A 19,320-nucleotide genomic window follows, 5' to 3' on the forward strand; every position below is an offset into this window, starting at 1 on the left:
AAGCATCATCTATCTCAATCTCACTGAATTCATCTTCAAAATCGGTGTACACAGGAGCTCGACTCTTTCTTTCAATTAGATGCATCAATTCGCGAAGTTGCTGACGAATTTCTTCAAGGCTCGTAACTTTGGGGGAGGTCCAAAATTCTTCACTAATCGCCTTCTCAACGCTGGGAAGTACTTTCTTTACTGCAGGGATATGCTTTTTTGAGTACAAGTGCTCTGCAAACTCAATGGCCACTTCTTTGGTCTTTTTTTGCTGTAAAACGCCATCCATTTTTTCATGCTGAAGAGTAAGCATCAGCAGATCAAATCTGCGGGACATTTCGTCTTCATCGATGTTTGCGGGTATAAGTTCAGCCAGCTCCCTGACAATCTCTTTACGTTCTTGTGATTGCAGGTGATCCCACACGGCTCGTTCACTGAGTTTATCCACCAGTTTTAACTTAGGCCTGACCTGAACACTTTGACGCTCGAGGCTTGATACCTGTTGATGCAACAGATCCAGTAAATTCGTTCTGTACTGCTGAAGCTCATCATCCCTGTTATAAGGTTCATTTTTAAGTTTGGCTGTCAGGACTAACCGCTTTTCAAAGATCTTTGCTGTAATTGATGCCGAGGAAGTCGTTTCGTAGCCTTCCGGATTTTGCTCGAAGAACTCAAAATTTCCACAATAGTCGAAAATGAGAAAATGCTGCTTATCACTTCCTGGTCCAAATAAGTCTTCTCGCAGGCGCGTACCACGACCGATCATCTGATTGAACTTAGCTTTGGATCGGACGGGCTTAAAGAAAACCAAATTCACACAGTCTGGCGCATCAATCCCGGTGTCCATCATATCTACGGAAATGGCTATAACTGGCCTTTCATCGGGTAGGCAAAACTTCTCAACAAGATCCTGAGCTTGCTCAATCTTATTATCAATAACCTGGGCAAATTTGCCTGCATACTGAGGAAAGTTCTTATCAAATACCTCTTTGATAAAAATCGCATGCTTGTGGTTTTTGGCAAACATGATGGTATCCCCTAAACGATCACCACCTTCTACCTTAATACCATGTTCCATCAACTGTTTCAGCACTTTCTCAACGGTATCCTCATTAAATAACCACGCATTGAGTTTGCCCGGATCAATATGATCAGGAACGGCTCCGGTTTCGTCATCAGCAAGGAGATCATCGTACTGCTTTTGCTCTTCTTCAGAAAGTTCGGCGTACTTTATGCCCTCGGTTAAAAACTTACCTAATACTGAGATCGTTTTAGGCGGGACTAAAAAACCATCACCTACTGCTTCTTCTAAGCCATATGCATAGGTTGGATTTCCCTGCTCAGCGTTGAATAAATTGTACGTATCGTGATCAACATCTTCCTTTGGAGTAGCAGTAAGACCCAGCAATAGTGAATCAAAATAATCGAAGATAGCCTGGTATTTATTATACACACTTCGGTGAGCCTCATCGATAATCACCAGATCGAAATGGCCAGGGTCAAATTTTCGCTTTCCTTCTTCCAGGTTTTCGATCTGATTTAGCATGGTGGGATAGGTGCTAAAGACCACCCGAGCGGCATCGTCATTCTTTTCTTCCACAAGATTTACGATGGGAACTTCAGGGAGATGTTCAGCATAACTTTTATAAGCCTGTCTTACTAGCGCATTCCGATCAGCTAAGAACAACACCCTTTTGGCCCATTTCTTTTTAAGTACCATATCGGTGATGGAAATAGCGGTTCGGGTCTTCCCGGTACCGGTGGCCATGACCAACAATGCCCGTCGGTGTCCTTCTTGAAATCGTTCTCCCACTCTTCGAATAGCGGCTACCTGATAGTAACGTCCTGTAATCTTTTTATTAACCTCCGCCAGTTTTAGCGATTCTTTATTCGCTCGCTGAAAGAAAAGCTTCTGAAGGCTGTCTTTGGTATAGAAACCCAAAACAGATCGGGGGGGATACTGCTCATCATCCCAGATCCAAATCTCGTAGCCATTCGACATAAAAATGACCGGGCGAACGCCAAATTCATTCTCCAGACAATCCGCATATAACTTGGCCTGATGTTGTCCTTCATCGTAACTGCGGGTGGTTCTTTTGGCTTCCACCAAGGCAAGGGGTTTACCATTATCATCCCAAAGCACATAATCCACGTAGCCGGTGCCGGATTTGTTGGGCATTCCGGAGACTTCATATTCTCGCACATTCCGCTCTGCCGGGTCCCAGCCTGATTCCCGAAGCATGACATCAATCAGCAGTTCGCGGGTCTCTGCTTCGTTGTAATCGTGATTGTCTGCATACTTGCGGGTTTGCAAGCGCATCTGTTTGATCTCACGATTGCGCTGCTCTAAGGCTTTGTCTTTTTCTTCCAGGGATTGCTGAAGCTTCCGAAGCTCATCCGCCCGTTCCTGCATGTTGGCTTCCAGCTCCTCCAACCGTTTTTTAGATTCTTTAGAAGCCGACTCTACCTTGGGGACTTTATCAGGATCAAATTCCAGTTCCGGCTTGGGCTCTTCATCGGAAGTGTAGGTACTATACAGCCAATACATCACATGGAAAACTTCACGGCAAACTCGTAATGCATCGTCTTCCGTGACTCGTTTATTGTCGTGAAGCGCAATATTGCCAACTTTCCGAATCACTTTAATCTTCTCGTACACCGTATAGCCAATGATCTTTTTGAAGCCCATCTCATTGGTGATATTATACAAACCAGTGTCGTAGGGAAGTTCTAAATCCTCATCATGTTCGTACATCCACAGTACTACCTGCTCGACCAGATGCCGGGCACGGCCACAGGCGCCACGCGGATCAAAATGCACGAGTTTCTCCACGGCTTGGGCATCATCGATGAACTCGGGCCAATCAGATTGTAGAAATTCGAAATTAGACATAGTATTGAAAAACCGTCTTTTGTTTGCCCCTTAATGTAATGATTTCAATCTCTTTTACCCCATCCATTTTCCGACTCCCAAATAAAGTTCATTTCATCTTCCTTATTCAGGTTTTCATTGATTGGCCATAAAAATCCAGAAATATCTTTTATGACCGTCCTTAAGTCTTCCGGTACATCCGTGATATCCGCTTTCTTTCTAAAAGCTTTCCATTGTGCTTTTTTGCCTTCATCTGAATAAAAATCCTCTGTCAAAGCAGTAGGCGGCTCTTCCGGTAATTTCGTTTTTCTTCTCTGGAAGGTCAGTTCAATAGCTTTCTGCAATGCTGAGCCTTCAAAACTCTGATTGTGCATCAAATACCAAATGTCATAGAAATCTTTCATTCGGCTGTTTGCCATATCCAGATATACCATGGCCTGATATTTTTCGGCAATAGCACTTTCAAGTGTGTAGGATAACAGATTGGGGGACTCACCCTCCAGCAATACCGGATATTCTACCCATAAAGGAGAAGGCGAAACCACATCCCCAAAGCCGATGTCTATCTGCATAGGTATTCTTGCATTCCCCAGCTTTCCAAGGAATTTAATTCGAACTCCTTTATAAGCTTGGTCTTCACGTATCTCTTCGCCGGCCACGGTATCTGGATCAAATAGCAGCCCATCTTCCTCGACTTTAACCTGACAACAGTTTCTGGCCATTTGCTCAAGCTGCTCAATACTTTGAGCGGTTTCCCTAGATAGATCAATATCACGCGTTGGGCGAATTTCACTAATGCCTGTGGAGCGTAGCAATAGGGCTCCTTTCAGAATGAACTCCTTTGCATAATCAGACTCACTCATTCTAAGCAGGAATTTCTCCATTCCATAATATTGAAGGAGCTCCATAAATGGGCGTCCCGACTCTCTCGCTTTATTTAGCAAGCGTGCATGAACGGATTTGGCCATTCGTGTTTTGTCATCCATGACCAATGGCCTCCAGGTAGGGTTTTATCACTCGTTCTACTTTACACAGTTTCGCATACTTCACGATATCATTATAAGATGCTTTGCCTTCATTAATTCCTCGCTTAAGTGCTTCAATAGCTACATCAAGACCAATTTGATTGCGGAATTTGAAACAGTCGGCAATGGTCTTGGCAGGGTTGAATACTTTTACTGAGATACCGTCGAACTCTTTCGTTTCTACTCCCCCTTTAAGGGTCTTGTCAGAGAATCGATATACGTTTACAGGTGGATAATCGAGTGTAGGGTTACGACTTGTTCTTGGAAGAGCTATATGTACTTTATGAGGTATATCGTCAGTTATATTATGGAGATCAAGGGCGGATATAAGGCATACAACGGCGTCCGGTATTTTTCGGGCTACAATAACCAGATCGGGATTACTAAGAGGCTCTTTATCCTGAAGCTGATATACACCTCTCTCAAGTTGAGTTAGATACCCCTCATCTCTCATATAGTATAGGGTGCGGGGTGATATACCCGTATCCAGAGCCTCTGCGGTGCGCATTACTCCCTGATGTTCTTTAAAAATCCGGACAGCGTCTTCTATTTTGTTGTTTGAAACGTACATTATGTATAAATATGCATACAGTTTTTAATAAGTGTATGCGTTTTTATACACATTTGCAATATATGAATGAGCGGTTATTAATCACTCCTCAATCATATCTAAAAACTTGTTGCCAAAATCGGTAGTCTGAGGTTTTAGCTGGCCAAGAGTATGAAGGTAAGGCATCTCTTCTGAAGTGTGAGCGTCACTGAAGTTTCCAATTGCAAAAAGACCGTAACTTTCTAATTCTTTCCAACACTGGGAAACTAATGCACTTCTGTCTTTGTATTCCGGATATATTTTAAAGAACACATCTTTGTTTGAAGCACTGACCTCTTCATCAAAACGCACACCTTTTTCTTTAGCTGCTTTTTTAGGGTATTGGAAAGTTTTAAGCAGTAAAATATGCAAAGGGCTAATTTCATCAACTATCATTAAAAACCTGTGTGACCAGTCAAAAATAGGCTTGCCTTTGCTCAGCCATTCTGTACTATTTAAAACAATGTTTTTTAACGCTTCTATTTTCTCTTTCTGATGATTCTGCTGGGCAAGTAGAGTGGCTTTAGTAACGATAGTTACAAACTCTTCATTTTTGGATAACTCCTCTAACGAAATGAGCCCATCTTCTTGTCTCCGAACCAAATCATACATCAATATATTAAGCCACTCATCCTTTCTTTTCTCATATGTCGGCTGTACTAAAGCTGTAAAGGCATCATAAACTTTTGTGCCCCCAGGAACAAAAGATGACTTTAATTTTAAAGCTTTATGCTTGTCTTCACTTCGTTCGATTTCTCTTTTCTGTCTGTGAAACTCTTTCTTATCCATTTCTCAAAACTTCTCTAAAAGTGAAGTGATTAAATTACTGATAGTTCTTTCAACCTTAAATTTTCCATTTTATCAAATCTTGTCTGGCTTTAACAATTTCTTTGGATGATGATGTTTTATAAAAAAGGTTTGCCAGTAAAGTCCCACTCTCTGATCTTATCTAAGTGTGGTATCAATATTCTGATTATTTCATTTACAGAAACCAAACAACGTTGGAATTTCCAGACTTCATTTTGTGTAAGGAATAATTGACCCCGATGAAGATGGCTGTCTCTTAGCTCATAGAATTCAAACTTCTTGTCGAATTTTAATTCCCAAAAAGAGACACCTGGAAATACTTCTTCCAAGTAAACCTTGGTTGAATTATCTAACTCTAAATACCATAACAAGGCATATAACCTTGAAGATTTATCGGAGTTCTTTAAACGACTTCTTAGCTCTTTTATATCTAGATTTCGTTCGAAAAGTGATATCAAATAATCTAAAACTGAACACCCCTTATAAAGTTGGTATTCATAGTTTTTGGCTCTGCAAAAGTTCTTATATGCAAGATGAAAATTATAGATGTATTCCCATTTAACATTCTCGATTAATTCTTCAATTGTTTTTATCGAGATTGGAAAAATCATCATGCCCGATCCCATATACGGTAGGGTAAATTTGTCACTTCTTTTATCGAAAATAGTGATGGCATTACCATTCGAGTGTTCTGAAATGAATAGAGAACAGCAAGTCAGAAAGGATAAAGCCATCAAGACCTTATCAATTTCTCTTTTAGTAATCGAGTTTTGATAGTTCCATTCAAAATAATTCTCTTTTATTCTCTTCTCTCCTTCATGATACTGATGTTCAAATTTACGTACTGTATATCCGAATACTTCAATTTCTTCAGGAAAATATATCAACCTCTTAAAAGAACCGGTTCTAACATATTTTTCCTTACCCTCAGGCAAAGTCACTTTGTCGATTGAAAATGATACTTCCGAGTAATCACCGCCCCAATAAGATGACGGAAATTTAAGATCCAGACTGTGCTTACTATTAATTACAAAGTGAATTGTATCTCCACCTTTGGGTTTTGGAACAGGACTGAAAAACTTTATATAGCTGTCGCGAAGATTAAAACGATCAATAAATGCTTCGGCTTCAAATAATTTTTTATTCTTTTGAGGTTTCCCATCTAATTCAAAGTACCCTTCAAGTTTTTGGATTTTCTTAGAATCGATATCCATAAGTAGTCATTTTGAAGATTTTATCCCGGGCTTCACTTTGAACTATTTCTCTTTTTTATTTCGGATCAGTTTTCATCATATGAGTCGGCATGTAATGTGTAAGTAATATTTTCAGTTTTTGGCCTTAACTCATTTAGTTTTTCAAGGATATCATATTCAAAGAATTCCATAATTTTTCCTTTCCCGAAGTATCTCATCTTTCTCGATTCAATAATTCCTGACATCAAAAAAGTGATTAGCTTAATTTTAAATAGATCCTGTTTTGGGCTATATCCTTTTGTGACAGCCTGAATATCTCCCCCTTTAGTACCTTCTTCTTCGTTTTCCTTTGGGAAATTTATGTAGGTAAAACTATTCGACAGATCGAAGTTCAATTCAAATTTTTGCTGTTCCTTATCTGATATTTTGAAATACTTAAACAGATGCAAGACTCTCATACCATGCTTAAAAGCATTGTATTCTTTTTTTGATGCTAAATCATCAGCAGCTACCTGAATTATACTATCAACTTTCTCTATGGATGTTTTTACTTGTTGATCAGTTTTTTCAAGTTCTGGAACAAACACATCAAAAATAAGCCATTCGTAAAATGTAATCTTCCTTCCATCAGTAAGATCCACTTTTTTATCCCTCAGTCGGTCACTACCATCTGATATCTGTTTAACCTTCTTATTAAACCTGTGCATATCCCCTGACTTGACATTGCTTAATTCAAGCCAGACATACTTACTGTCATTGATTACTTTCTCAAGAGCAAAAATTAGTTCAAAGAGTGCCTCAGCTTGATGGTAGTAGGTAAAATGAAGTTCATATTTTAACATTTGTTTGAACTCTTTCTCATTTCCTCCCAATGCCTCAAGATTGCCATCGCTATCATGTAAAAGGCTCTCATCATCCCCAATCATCTTATAAAGCATTTCGGCTTTGTACAGCCAGTACTTATAGGGAAACTCTTTATAGAATATTTCAGGTTTCTCAAATATCATTTACCCAAACGCCCCCTGCACCAACGACGAAAACAACTCTTCTGATTTTTTGTGTGATTGTTCTATCACATTTTTCTCATCGATAATTTTCCGATAAATTGACTGATATTCTTTTTGTTTATCTAAATCCGGAATAACTACAGGCACTTTTTTCAACCTTGTCGAGCCAATCCCCTTTGCGGTACTTCCAGTTGCTCTTTTTTCAAACTCAAATTTTGCTAAATCTGAAAGCAAATAATTCAGTAAATATTCAGCTATTAGTTCCTCATTGAGTTGAAAACAAATCAATCGTTGAGCTATGGCAAACTTATCAATCTCTGGAATAATACAAGCATTCCCCATTGGAGCCTCTGTTGTAAATAGAACATCTCCAGGCTTAGGTACTCCTCTTGTCATCCAATCTTCAAAAGAACTTTCATTCATATATTCTTTCGGTTCTTCATTTAAAAAACCTTCTTTGACATTTTTTGCAGTAATCAATGGTATTCCTTCTTCTGCTTTGTCTGGAGACTGACCTCTATAATCAATGAAGTTTGTAACCTCACTAAGTGTTTTAGAGTTTTTCTTCTTTTTTAAGTCATCCCCAAACATTTCCAAAAACACGCTTTGGATGAGTTCGTCGTATTTGGCGAGCATTTCCTTGTCGATGTCGATGAGCCGCTGCGCCCGGTCCAGCTTCGCCACAATCGCTTTCTGTTCGGAAAGGCTGGGGAGAGGGATTTTGAGGGCTTTAAGTTTTGTGGCATTAAAACTTGGAAGAGTAGCCCCATCAGAATCAGCATAAATTTGATTCCAATACTTATCAGATTTAAAGAAATACGAAACAAACTCTGGAAGAACTTGATCTGTAATTAGTCTTAATCTTATCAAATAAGAAGCAAAAACAGCTTTATGATCTAAGTTTTGCACAAGAAAACTTTTTCCAGTTGTTGCTCCTGTTCTGGCGAAAACGATGTCCCCAACTTCCAATTTATTTTTCTCAAATTCTTTCTCATCACACTTGCAATATGGAACTGTTTCCCAATTAACTTTATCATCTTGGATGTCAGTTATTCGTAAAAATTTTGGGCCGACCTTTTTATCTTTTGCTTTTTCAGTTAGTCCATAATCTACTTTCTCTGCAATATCCTCAATAGAAACGATTTTCAAACCATCCCCTCCAATTCATCCAAAACTTTCAGGCGTTCCTCAGCAAGCTGTCGCAGTCCGGGCTGACCGTCTTTCCCGTTGATGATGATTTTGGGATCGTCGTACTCCACCTCTTCGTACTCGATCTCTTTGTAGCGGTTAATGGAGAGGTCGTAGTTCTGCTCTACGATCTCGTCTTTAGGCACGAGGAAACTTTGGTCGGTGCGTTTACGGTCGGTTTCATCTTCCAGATTTTTATATCGCTTAATGATGTCGGGGATGTCGTCGTCTTCAATTTTATCGCGCTTGTCATTCAGCGTGTAGCCATCGGCTTTCATATCGTAAAACCAGACGCTATCGGTTCCGCCAGAGTCTGTTTTAGTAAACAACAATATAGCCGTACTTACACCAGAATAAGGCTTAAAAATATTAGCAGGCATTGAAATCACAGCTTGTAATTGTTGATCTTCAATAAGAATTCTACGAATTTCTTTATAGTCTTTCCCACTTCTAAATATTACTCCATCAGGCACCACCACCGCAGCCCGCCCACCAGTTTTCAGTGCCCTAAGAAAGAGAGCGTTAAATAGCAGTTCGGTCTTTTTGGTTTTAACGGTTTGCAGCAGATCGGCCGCCACGCTGTCATAATCCAAAGTACCGGTGAATGGAGGGTTTGCAAGGATCAAGTCAAATTGTTCCGCAAGATCGTCATCATCCGAAGAGGATAAGGAATCTTTATAGTCAATGGTCGCGCCATCAAAGCCATGCATCACCATATTCATATTCCCGATTCGGAGCATGGAGTTGTCAAAATCGTAGCCGGTAAACATCTCCGACTGAAAATGAGCGCGGGTTTTATCATCCACCATCGCCTTGGCGTGATTCTCACGGATGTACTCTCCGGCCGCCACCAAAAATCCGGCCGTACCACAAGCAGGATCGGCGATATTCTCCAGCGGCTTGGGCTGAGTCAGTTCCACCATCATCTTAATGATGTGTCTCGGCGTGCGGAACTGCCCGTTATCACCCGCAGTACTAATTTTTGAAAGCATATACTCGTACAAATCACCCTTGGTATCTCGGTCCCTCAGCTCCAGCTGATCCATCAACTCCACTACTCGCGCCAGCGTAGAAGGCTTAGGAAACAAAAACATTGCGCCTTCCATATGCTTGCGGTAAGTACTTCCATTTTGCCCACCCAGCTCCTTGATAAACGGAAACACGTCATCGCGAATCGTTTCAAACATCGCTTCGGGATCAAGTTGCTTCAGATTCTTCCATCGCAGATGATTCTGATCTTCTGAAAAGGTTGGATCTTCAATTGGCTTCCCAGTGCGTTCAGCTTTCTTCTCCTCCCGTGTTTGCTGATCATCCAGTCCCTTTATAAACAAGAGATAGGTTAGCTGTTCGATGACGGTCAGAGGATTGGTAATGCCACCTGAATGAAGCGTTAACCAAATTTTATCGACTTTGTTTTTAAGTTCGCCTGTGAGCATAAATAGATAATTTAAATTCTTATTGAATCGATGTGTGTTTTATTTCCATCAGGGCTTGGCTTCGTAACGACGTCAATCTTCTGATACTCTTCAATGGAATGATCCCTAACCATATTAGGGGGGATGCTGATTGGTTCTGTGCTACCTTTTGGGATAAATGTACCCCAGCCATTGTCAGCAATTCTTGTTACAGTTCCTTGAACCCAGTCTTGCTCAGCACTCACTGTAGTTTCGGCAGGTGCTGATGTATCCACCCACAAAGATTTATTTAACTCAATGTTATTGTTCTCTTTAATGTATTCAGAAAACCATAGAAGAACATCCATTAATTTGAATGTGAGAGAATATAAAAGGTACGGGGTGTTAAGTATTTTCCGGTATTCTTTTAAGTTGGCTTCACTTTCATCTTTACCCTCTTTATCTGCATGAGAGCCTACATTTGTTATATCTAAAATTTCCCTCACATGGTTTGAAATTATCCTTGAAAAATGTGTCTTCTTACACTTGATATCTAGGGGATCAATTTCAAACCCAGAAAGAAATAAACTTGATAGCTGAAGTATTACTTCGCCCTTTTTGTTTATGCACTTGTCATGAAGTATTCCTGATTCATTTGCTCTGCGCATTGCTACTTCGAGCATTTGCCTTAGTTGATTGAAATATAGCTCATCATCAAAGATTAAATCATTCCTATTAATACTTATAAGAATTTTAAGTAGATGTTTTTCGTATTCCTGATCAATAAAGCCATTTTTGAATAATTCAAAAACTTTGGGATAAAGGGCTCGGATTTTGGCATTTGGCCTATCTTTTACTCCAGCTTTGATATCATCGAACAGCTTCTCATTGTCTGTAGCTTTTATGTACGGTTCTCCATAACTCTCTTTAAACATATCACTTCCCATATAATCAGGTTGACCGGTAAAAATAAAATATGGGGGCCTGACCTCTATAGGTAAAGAGTTGATGTAATCTCTAGACTTTCTGAGACCTTCTAGATTAGTTGTCTCATCATCTTTTTTGTCCTTTACTTTTGCATCGAGAATTATTGCATCAATGCTATCCAAGTTGGCATCTAGATAGTTTATACCCTCTTCGTGAGATTCAAATGGAATAATATTAATTCCACTCAATTCTGCATCAGAAATTATAGTGTCCTGTTTCTTGTATTCATCATCTATCCATAGAACTTTACACATCAATCTAAATCCTCGAATTTTATTGGAAATTGAAGTTTATATGTAACAGGAAATTCACTATCACTATCAAGTGAAACAGTAAATACACCATCATACATTTTTGTTATTTGATCGATATCAGCCCCTCCTGTACCGGTTGAGTTAGAACTAACTGATTTCTCACCACGTATTTTCAACCGTTCTTCCGTGAATTTTGCATTAAAAGGTTTGCCATTATTTGAGATCTCTAAGAGCACATCCTTTCCGTCATTAATTGAAGTTGCCTCGATTCTTATGATATTATTAGAATCACTACTGAAACCATGGTGACACGCGTTATCTACTATATTTTGTATCAATTTTATATAATCATCTTTATTGATTTCAATGATGGGTTTTAATTCCTCATCATCTCCTTGTGAGAAAGACTCTTTATCAATGTTAAACTTGTATTCAAACTCTTTACTGCCATGAATTTTCTTAATCACATGTTTAGTTAAATCAAGTATGTTAAATTCCTCTTTTGATCGACTTAGAAAGGGCGTTTCCAACTTATCTAAAAGCTTAGAGGCCGCTGCTGTATCGTCAATTAACCTCTCAAGGTGTTCAGCGAGTGTCTTGCCTAAATTTTTAGAATAGACGTCTGTTAAACTAATTTTTTGGCCGTCATTTTTAGAAATGAATTTTTGCAACCCATTAACTCCTCCTCTTATACTATTTAGGTATTGTTTAACTGAGTGCCGGGTTGATGAGAAGTCTCTGAACATCTCAGTTCTCATTTCACTTAATTCCTTCGAGTATTTATTTAACTCATTCTTGGCTCTATCATTAATTGCATCAAGTAAATCTTGGCGTTGCTGGTCTTTTGAGGGAAGTTTTATTTTAATTTTAAATAGGTCATTTACTGAAAGGTAAGGCATTGTGGTACCTGACTGGTATTTGACAACCTGTTCTTGTACATAATCTTTTCTTAGTTCGAATACTAAATACCCTAAGTCTACTTTATTTGTATCTACTGTAAAAGCCTTTATATCATTAGAAATGATTAGATCAGCAGGTGAACCATCCAAAATTGTCGGTTTTAAATTCTTAAATCTTATGGCCAGTAATAGAACTGTTTCATTGACACTAAAGCCTCCTCTTTTAACAACACTTTTTTCGATCTCATTTGTATCAGAATAAACACCCATCTCATTATCGTTGAGGTCTCCAATTTTCATATATGGAACCTTATCCTCACTCTTAACTTTTTCAGCGTTGGCTTTGTATAGGATTTCTCCAAGTTCAACACCCTCAAATTCTTTGGTAATATTTTCAACAAAATACCTTGATACACTAAGATCATAATCATTGGCCTTTATTTCTGAACAAGATACAAAGCGAGAGTTTTCCGAATTATTTGGGGATTGGTAAATGGATGTAACTTGACCAACATTTAGTTTATTCGTTCTGCCTTTTGTCTCATCAAAAAATGAAGAGGCGTCCAAAAACTTAACTAGTCCTTTTTTATCCTTCTTTTTACTAAGTACAATTATATTGGTTTGTATAGAAGTATTGGTCAATAAGTTTTTAGGAAGAGATATAATGGCCTCTATCATATCCTCCTCAATCAACCATTCTCTAAGCTCATTTTCTTGACCGGATCTAAATAGAACTCCATTGCTAACTAATGCAATGGCTTTACCTGAAGGGTTAAGTGAATCAACTGATTTTTTAATAAAATACTCTTCAATAGTACGTGATTCTACTTCAGGATATTTATTTCTGATTCGAGAAGCGATTGGAGGTGATGATATAATAGAATCAAACTTGAAATGTTCAGGCCAATATTCTATTGAGTCCTGCCTGCTAAACTCAACTTCATTTAGTTTGTTGTAGGCCATTAATCTTAGTTGACCCTTATAATAAGTTTGCTCATTAATTTCTTGGGCGAAGTATGAAATATCTTCTTCCAATTTCACTCCAAATGAGACTAAACCAGCGAAAGGATTATATACTTTGTCGCCTGATTTTATATTCGCAAGGTTTAACATCAAATGAGTGAGCTCTTCTGGTTGAATATAACCACCCGAAGATTTTCCCATTATTTCTTCCAGTTTAAAAAGCAACTCGTCAAAGATTATGTAGAAATCTTCATTGTACTCACGAAGAATATGATTTAAATCATATATATGGCCTGGCGTTAATTTTTGCAGATCGTTCTCAAAAAACCTTACCCCTTCGTAGAGCACATCTCGTTCTAATCCAGAAAAATCATCAATAGATTTATCAACAGTATCGATGAAACTTTGAGAATTGGAGTTGATGAATTTTTTAAAAACATCTTTCTTATAAAGAATCAGAATTATCAGTAGTACTTGGTAATCAATCCCAGTATCTCTAATACTTGAGATAAAACTCCAAAACTTTTCACCGATTCTCTTACTGTCCATAAATACTTTATTATAAATTAAACGATTAATTCTTGTCTGTGCATCAAAAGTATAACTATACTATGCACTCTTTCTGCACAAGAAAATATAGTATGCCAAAAACAAAGAATGCACAAATAAGATATCAAGTATTAGATCGATGTTTTCGAAATCCTGGTCGCAAGTTTTTTTGGGAAGACTTACTCAAAGAAGTAAATAAAGCCTTGGAGGAGTTTAATGGCCCTGGAAGTAAAATAAAAAGGCGTCAGCTTTATGATGACATTAGGTTTATGGAGAGTGAAGAGGGATTCAGGATTCCATTAAACAAATATAGAGATGGAAAAAGAAAATATTATAGATATACAGATACTGATTTCTCCATATCTAACCAACCATTAAACGAGGACGAAAAAAGCCAGATTCAATTAGCAATTTCTGTGCTTTCTCGCTTTTCCGGTGCCCCTCAGTTTGAGTGGGTGCAAGAGATGATCCCGGTTATTCAGGATCGGTTAGGGCTCAAGGAAAGCTCCAGAGAAGTCATAAGTATCGAATCTAATATAGACCTCAAAGGGATTGAGCATCTTGGGACGCTTTATGATGCTATCGTTAATGAGTTGGTGCTAAAAGTAGAATACCAAGGCTTTAAATCTGATGAGAGCTTTGAACTGACCTTCCACCCGCATTTCTTAAAGCAATATAATAACCGGTGGTTTGCATTCGGCTTAAATGAAGAGTTCGAAATACCAACCTGGAACCTCGCCTTAGATCGCATTCAAAAGATAGATCAAATTCAAGGCGATTATATTCATCCAGAAATTGACTGGAACGAGTACTTCTTTGATATCATCGGAGTAACCCGTCCGGATGAGGGAAAAGTAGAAAAAGTAGTTTTAGAATTTACCAATGAGCAGGCTCCTTATATAATCACTAAACCGCTGCATCCAACTCAAAAACATGAATGGAAAGATGAGAAATTGATTGTGGCAATAAAGGTTATACCTAATTATGAGTTGGAGTCTCTTATACTTTCATTCGGTGAAAAGGGGAAGGTATTAGAGCCTAAATCATTAAGAGATAAAATTCAAAATCGTAGAGAAGCATCCATTAGGTAGTCTGATAGGAGAATCTTTGTGAAAAATTTTGAGCTTAATTACAGACAACTACTAATAGCCCTTATTTCAGAAAAGAATGCTGTATCTAAAATTTTGAAAGGACAAGAAAAGTATGGCGAACTTTTAAAAGAAATTAGCAAATACGACATAGACGATCATGAGCCTCTACCCAAACAGAAAGATCTTTTAAAAACTTTGGGTTTGAAGCGGAAAGAGCTCATTGTATTGATGCGAGAAATGTATGATAAATTCTGTTCCGGGATATCAAGGCATGGGAATTATCCAATCGAAGAAGTAGAAATACTAATCTGTGCCTCAAACATGCACGAAGATTATTGGATGATAAGCCCCGAAAGGTTGGGTTTTTTGCCGAATGTGGGTGATCGAATTACTATTCCATTCTTGCGGAATAACATGACTGGAGGCGGCTACTTTAAAGTGAAAGATGTTAGCCATGAAATTGAGAATCAGAAGCACATCATCGTCATTCCCATTGACGATGATATACTCGAAAGTGACTAATTAGGCTTAATTAGGTGTGAAAGCTGACTGTTTGGTTAGTTCTTTAGGAATTAATACAGCTTTTTGTTTGGCAAATTTGTTCTTTCCAAAAGCTGATAATTCAGTATTAGTGGTTGAATCAAAATATTTATACGCTAATAAAGCGATTGCTAAACCTGTACTCGCACCAACTCCTGCACCGGAAGCCTTTTCTGTAACCGCATGTCCAACTATTGCTCCTAATGCTACCAAACTACCTGTTATAACAGCTTTGCTTTGTGGAGTATCTGATTTTAAAGCTGTATTCATTACAGAGGAAAGAGATATCATCCCAACAGGTCTAACATAATCTTCTCCCTCAGGTAATAGAGAGTAATAGTTAGTTTGATTACTAGCCTGAATATCTGGTTTCTTGTTTTCGTTTGCCTTAATTAGTGCCAAATTAGGCTTGTTTGAGTCTGGATTAGAACGCTTTTCTTCAATTAAGCCCTCATTAACCAGAAACTCCGGCACTTCATATCCCTGTATCCTCCCGCTATCAGTTTCTACCGCCCATTCTACTATAGGATAGCCACCGCATTTCCAGCCATTCTTTGCAGCTTCACTGACGGTAGGTGCAGAAACCCCTAAAACTTCGGCAAGTTGTTTACCATTAAGGAAGATTCGATTATCTGATAATGTTTCTTTTATTGATGTGTTTGATTCCATGTCATTCTTCTTCTTTGTTAAATAGGAAGGCTAATAAGGCAAGTATACCACCTGTGAGTAGCGCTCTTCTTAACCCGTTTTTGAGTTGTTGTTTTTGCTTCTCACTCTCGGCATGGTCTAATCTCTTTTCAAGCTGAATCATAGCAGCCATTACAAAATCATTTGGCTTAGCAGTACCTCGCTCCCACTTCAACACAGCTTGTGCCGTAACACCGAAGTATTTCCCAAATGAGGCTAAACTCCATCCTAATTGCTCTCTTAACTGTATGATTTCTTGTGGTTCCATTATGAATAGAATATACGAAATTTATCAATAAAAATCATCTTAGTTGTTAACTTAGTTAATGCTATCTAAAGAAATGAACCCTTATTAGGGTGTATTAGGGCTAGTTAGTGGCTTTTTAACCCATACAGGCTAAGGGACTTGGCACTGTGTTTCTCTAATTTTAATGGTTGCCCAGGTTTAGATGGTGTATAAACCTATAAAGAATAGCTTAATTAAAGGCACGCTCACCTATAAGTAGCCGATAATTATAAAATGTATATATAGTAAATGAACTGCAGCTGGTGCTGATGCTTAACTGTTAGAACCTTTGGCCACCTTTTCTCCATTCACATACGCGTATATCATGCGCTTACTCTTCTCTTTAGCGCTAATACCCTCTTCCTGTCTTTCACGACGATCCATAATTATTTTGGGCAACATCTGGCGATCAAATAGTCGAAAATCTTCAGGATTGCAACCCTTCGATGGTGATATTTTATCGGTAGGGGGCACAAGCTCCCAGGGAACAAATGTTATACGTTTCTTTCTGAAATTATCTTTTTTACCGAAGCTCCAGTTTTTTGCCAACCGCTCCCCCATCCAGCGATTATGCTCTATTTCAGCAGCGATATCAGCGTCTTCATCGTATTGTTTTAGATAACGATCAAATGAATCGATAATGTTCTTGGTAGCTTTTTCTGATGTATTCTTTAATTCATCCTTCACCTTTTCTATAGCAAATTCGGCCAGCCCATTTAATATTTTCACAGAAGACTTTTTATTCTTTAAACTAAATTGTTCTTTTAAACCATCGCCTTTCTCTTGAAAATTTAATTCTGTGGCTCCATCTAAAGTCACCGTGGCATTAACTAAGGATTTAATGGTCTTTTTAAGAACTGCTTCATTGTTTAGTATATCATCATTCAGGTTCTTTTTGCCGGATGTAACACTTCTAGTTACTTCATACTCTTCTTTTGTTACAATACGATCTAAAAAAAGCAGCCTATCATAAAGATTATGATAGTTTGTCACCCCATTTTCTTTACCTCCCTTTTCAATGATATCTTTAAGTGGAATAATCCACCTACGTATACTCGTGTTATCCAGAGTCTCTTTTTTATAATTTTCAGAGATATAACCTAGTTGTTTCTTTATGTCTTCTGACTCGTAGTATTCGTCAAATATTGGCGCTGTGTCTTCTTTTTTGTCCGAAAAATAGATATTTAAAGCATCCATCTTTATTTCACTCAGCATTACAGCGTTCATTGTAGAATCTTCGAAATCAGGATGTTGAGTATAATCCTGTTTTGCTGACTGATAAGCCTCCTCCAGGCTGTCTGCGTAATCTTTTATCCCACTATTTTTAATTACGTCATATGAATAGATTTTTTCTTGGCTCCCGAATGTATGGACCGGAAAATTCCGGTTTGTACATTCAATCATTTTATCATCTCCGGTATCACGGAGGTCACTTTCAATAAGTTCGGCGAGCCCGGTATCGACCGGCAGGTGGGCATAGATCGGAATAGGCAGTTGTTTTTCGCTAAAGCTGTCAGCACATTTTAATTCACAATCCGCACCGGGATCTTGAGTAATAAGTTCTCGACTGAGTTCATATTGCAGACGCAGAGCCTGATCAAAATTGCGGCGTTCATCATCATGACAAAAAGCGATAGCTGCTTTTATGTCCGGCTTATTAGATTTAAGACGCTCGCAGATGCTACCTATCAAGTGCCTTGATTCAATATCTGTTATAATGGGTTTAAACTCCGCATTTACAGCATAATCAACAGCATGAGGCTGAAGATTCGTGATTAACTCCTCTTCGTTTGATACTTCAAAAGATTTCACTTCTTCCTGTACATTTGAACCAGAAGCGACCCATTTATCATGGATTTCACCAGACGTTAAGTCCAGGGTCGAATCTGAGAAATTAGTGTACCTGTCGAGAAAGGCCTTCCATTTATCATCCCCGTTACTCTGATCCACAAAAATAGTAATTCGCGGACGAATTCTTGATTTGAAATGTGCATAACGGGCAGTAGCCAAGGCAAGAGCTTTTCCTATCTCTTCAAAACCGAATATAAAAAGATGAAAGGCCTCCTCATGTTCAACCTGGGGAAGCGAAAACTCTTTTGCTGAATTTGTAGAATCGAGGGATGATTCTATTTCTTCTTTTTGTCTGTTACGTAATAAACCAATTCCTTGGTCGAGAATTAATTCTGTGAAAAATTGACGTGCAGTTATATCGGGAGTGTTGAAAAATTCAAAGTCAACATCCCGGTTGTGTTCCTCGAAGAGTTTATTATTATTAATAGAAGAAGTAAGCCCAGAATCAGATATATGTACATAGCATTTACATGAAAAAGGTGTGTTCACATCCTTCTTTTCTTCCATTTGCCGTTTTACCTTAGCGGCTATTTCAAGATTCCGCGAATCATCGCCTGTGGCAATAAAAACTTCTGCAGCCTTCTTTATGTACCCTTTATTTATAACGGAATCCTCTGTTGCATCTCCCTCAATTACGATAGCTCCATCACCAAAAGCATAGCCCAAATTTTCAGCTAAATCTTGATTACTTATCGCATATACCGGCTTGCTGATTAAGCCCCATTTTTTTTGTTCACGAATATCATTGATTAGCGGCAATCCTATACGGCCTAACCCTATCACAACAGCAGGATTATGTATTGGTCCGATTATTTTGAACCAAATCATTCGCAGTGTATACCTGACAGATTTATTGATCTGTTTTAAAATACCAAGTATACCTAAGGTGATAAATAAGACAGCCCCCAACCTTGCCACAGCATAATAGATATTCCCAGGTGGAGGATCTACAGACTCCATTAATAACAAGCGGACCGAATCAAAGAAAAGAGCACTGAATCCCATGAATCCCTGATAGCTCAAATCAAACCGGTAATCACCCGCCTCGAGAAGCCCTATAAATGCCATCAAAAATGTTAACGCACCAATAATGAGCGCCAATAACAACGGGATATTACGATACGTTTTTGAAGAGGAATTCATTATTTGA

15 protein-coding genes are annotated in these 19,320 nt (G+C 38.5%); 2 read left to right on the plus strand and 13 right to left on the minus strand.

Annotated features, from left to right (window positions below; translation table 11 throughout):
- The 10 genes from CL667_09445 to CL667_09490 form a co-directional block, all read right to left on the minus strand.
- The coding region (locus tag CL667_09445; protein MAL17923.1) for a restriction endonuclease subunit R at positions 1–2,881 on the minus strand (2,881 nt) is incomplete at its 3' end.
- 44 nt (positions 2,882–2,925) lie between these two features.
- Entirely contained in the window at positions 2,926–3,846 is a 921-nt protein-coding gene (locus CL667_09450) for a hypothetical protein (GenBank protein ID MAL17924.1), read from the minus strand.
- Positions 3,839–4,456: a transcriptional regulator gene (locus CL667_09455; protein ID MAL17925.1), complete on the minus strand. Its 618-nt coding sequence runs from the start codon at positions 4,454–4,456 to the stop codon at positions 3,839–3,841. The genes CL667_09450 and CL667_09455 overlap by 8 nt, the downstream gene beginning before the upstream one ends.
- Before the next feature lie 81 nt (positions 4,457–4,537).
- Positions 4,538–5,263, minus strand: a complete 726-nt coding sequence (locus CL667_09460) for a hypothetical protein (GenBank protein ID MAL17926.1) — start codon at positions 5,261–5,263, stop codon at positions 4,538–4,540.
- Between the two features lie 116 nt (positions 5,264–5,379).
- Positions 5,380–6,495 carry a hypothetical protein gene (locus CL667_09465; protein MAL17927.1) on the minus strand — a complete coding sequence of 372 codons (1,116 nt, stop codon included), beginning with the start codon at positions 6,493–6,495 and terminating at the stop codon, positions 5,380–5,382.
- Between the two features lie 65 nt (positions 6,496–6,560).
- A complete protein-coding gene (locus CL667_09470) occupies positions 6,561–7,481 on the minus strand; it encodes a hypothetical protein (protein MAL17928.1) in 921 nt (306 codons plus the stop codon).
- On the minus strand, positions 7,482–8,630 hold the full coding sequence (locus CL667_09475; GenBank protein MAL17929.1) for a hypothetical protein: 1,149 nt from the start codon (positions 8,628–8,630) through the stop codon (positions 7,482–7,484). It abuts the gene before it with no gap.
- Positions 8,627–10,105: a restriction endonuclease subunit M gene (locus CL667_09480; protein ID MAL17930.1), complete on the minus strand. Its 1,479-nt coding sequence runs from the start codon at positions 10,103–10,105 to the stop codon at positions 8,627–8,629. The genes CL667_09475 and CL667_09480 overlap by 4 nt, the downstream gene beginning before the upstream one ends.
- An 11-nt stretch (positions 10,106–10,116) precedes the next feature.
- Positions 10,117–11,304, minus strand: coding sequence for a hypothetical protein (locus CL667_09485; GenBank protein MAL17931.1), 1,188 nt, complete (start codon positions 11,302–11,304; stop codon positions 10,117–10,119).
- On the minus strand, positions 11,304–13,715 hold the full coding sequence (locus CL667_09490) for a hypothetical protein (GenBank protein MAL17932.1): 2,412 nt from the start codon (positions 13,713–13,715) through the stop codon (positions 11,304–11,306). The genes CL667_09485 and CL667_09490 overlap by 1 nt, the downstream gene beginning before the upstream one ends.
- A 92-nt stretch (positions 13,716–13,807) precedes the next feature.
- On the opposite strand from CL667_09490, the gene CL667_09495 reads away from it, so the two are divergent.
- Both CL667_09495 and CL667_09500 read left to right on the plus strand, forming a co-directional pair.
- A complete protein-coding gene (locus CL667_09495) occupies positions 13,808–14,806 on the plus strand; it encodes a WYL domain-containing protein (GenBank protein MAL17933.1) in 999 nt (332 codons plus the stop codon).
- Positions 14,807–14,824: 18 nt separating this feature from the next.
- A complete protein-coding gene (locus CL667_09500) occupies positions 14,825–15,328 on the plus strand; it encodes a hypothetical protein (protein ID MAL17934.1) in 504 nt (167 codons plus the stop codon).
- A gap of 6 nt (positions 15,329–15,334) precedes the next feature.
- Here CL667_09500 and CL667_09505 read toward each other — a convergent pair whose 3' ends face one another.
- From CL667_09505 to CL667_09515, 3 genes are all read right to left on the minus strand, one after another.
- On the minus strand, positions 15,335–16,015 hold the full coding sequence (locus tag CL667_09505; GenBank protein ID MAL17935.1) for a hypothetical protein: 681 nt from the start codon (positions 16,013–16,015) through the stop codon (positions 15,335–15,337).
- 1 nt (position 16,016) lies between these two features.
- A complete protein-coding gene (locus CL667_09510; GenBank protein ID MAL17936.1) occupies positions 16,017–16,301 on the minus strand; it encodes a hypothetical protein in 285 nt (94 codons plus the stop codon).
- A 291-nt stretch (positions 16,302–16,592) separates the two neighbouring features.
- The gene (locus tag CL667_09515) at positions 16,593–19,313 is read right to left on the minus strand and encodes a hypothetical protein (protein ID MAL17937.1); all 2,721 of its coding nucleotides are present in this window, start codon (positions 19,311–19,313) and stop codon (positions 16,593–16,595) included.
- Positions 19,314–19,320 lie beyond the last annotated feature (7 nt).

Source organism: Balneola sp., assembly GCA_002694685.1.
Taxonomy (GTDB): domain Bacteria; phylum Bacteroidota; class Rhodothermia; order Balneolales; family Balneolaceae; genus Gracilimonas.

Bases quoted from the DNA above. Each gene is read 5' to 3' on its own strand.
- CL667_09495 (MAL17933.1), top strand. From the start codon at position 13,808: ATGCCAAAAACAAAGAATGCACAAATAAGATATCAAGTATTAGATCGA.
- CL667_09460 (MAL17926.1), bottom strand. From the start codon at position 5,263: ATGGATAAGAAAGAGTTTCACAGACAGAAAAGAGAAATCGAACGAAGT.
- CL667_09470 (MAL17928.1), bottom strand. From the start codon at position 7,481: ATGATATTTGAGAAACCTGAAATATTCTATAAAGAGTTTCCCTATAAG.
- CL667_09485 (MAL17931.1), bottom strand. From the start codon at position 11,304: ATGTGTAAAGTTCTATGGATAGATGATGAATACAAGAAACAGGACACT.
- CL667_09455 (MAL17925.1), bottom strand. From the start codon at position 4,456: ATGTACGTTTCAAACAACAAAATAGAAGACGCTGTCCGGATTTTTAAA.
- CL667_09505 (MAL17935.1), bottom strand. From the start codon at position 16,015: ATGGAATCAAACACATCAATAAAAGAAACATTATCAGATAATCGAATC.
- CL667_09515 (MAL17937.1), bottom strand. From the start codon at position 19,313: ATGAATTCCTCTTCAAAAACGTATCGTAATATCCCGTTGTTATTGGCG.
- CL667_09480 (MAL17930.1), bottom strand. From the start codon at position 10,105: ATGCTCACAGGCGAACTTAAAAACAAAGTCGATAAAATTTGGTTAACG.
- CL667_09465 (MAL17927.1), bottom strand. From the start codon at position 6,495: ATGGATATCGATTCTAAGAAAATCCAAAAACTTGAAGGGTACTTTGAA.
- CL667_09450 (MAL17924.1), bottom strand. From the start codon at position 3,846: ATGGATGACAAAACACGAATGGCCAAATCCGTTCATGCACGCTTGCTA.
- CL667_09510 (MAL17936.1), bottom strand. From the start codon at position 16,301: ATGGAACCACAAGAAATCATACAGTTAAGAGAGCAATTAGGATGGAGT.
- CL667_09490 (MAL17932.1), bottom strand. From the start codon at position 13,715: ATGGACAGTAAGAGAATCGGTGAAAAGTTTTGGAGTTTTATCTCAAGT.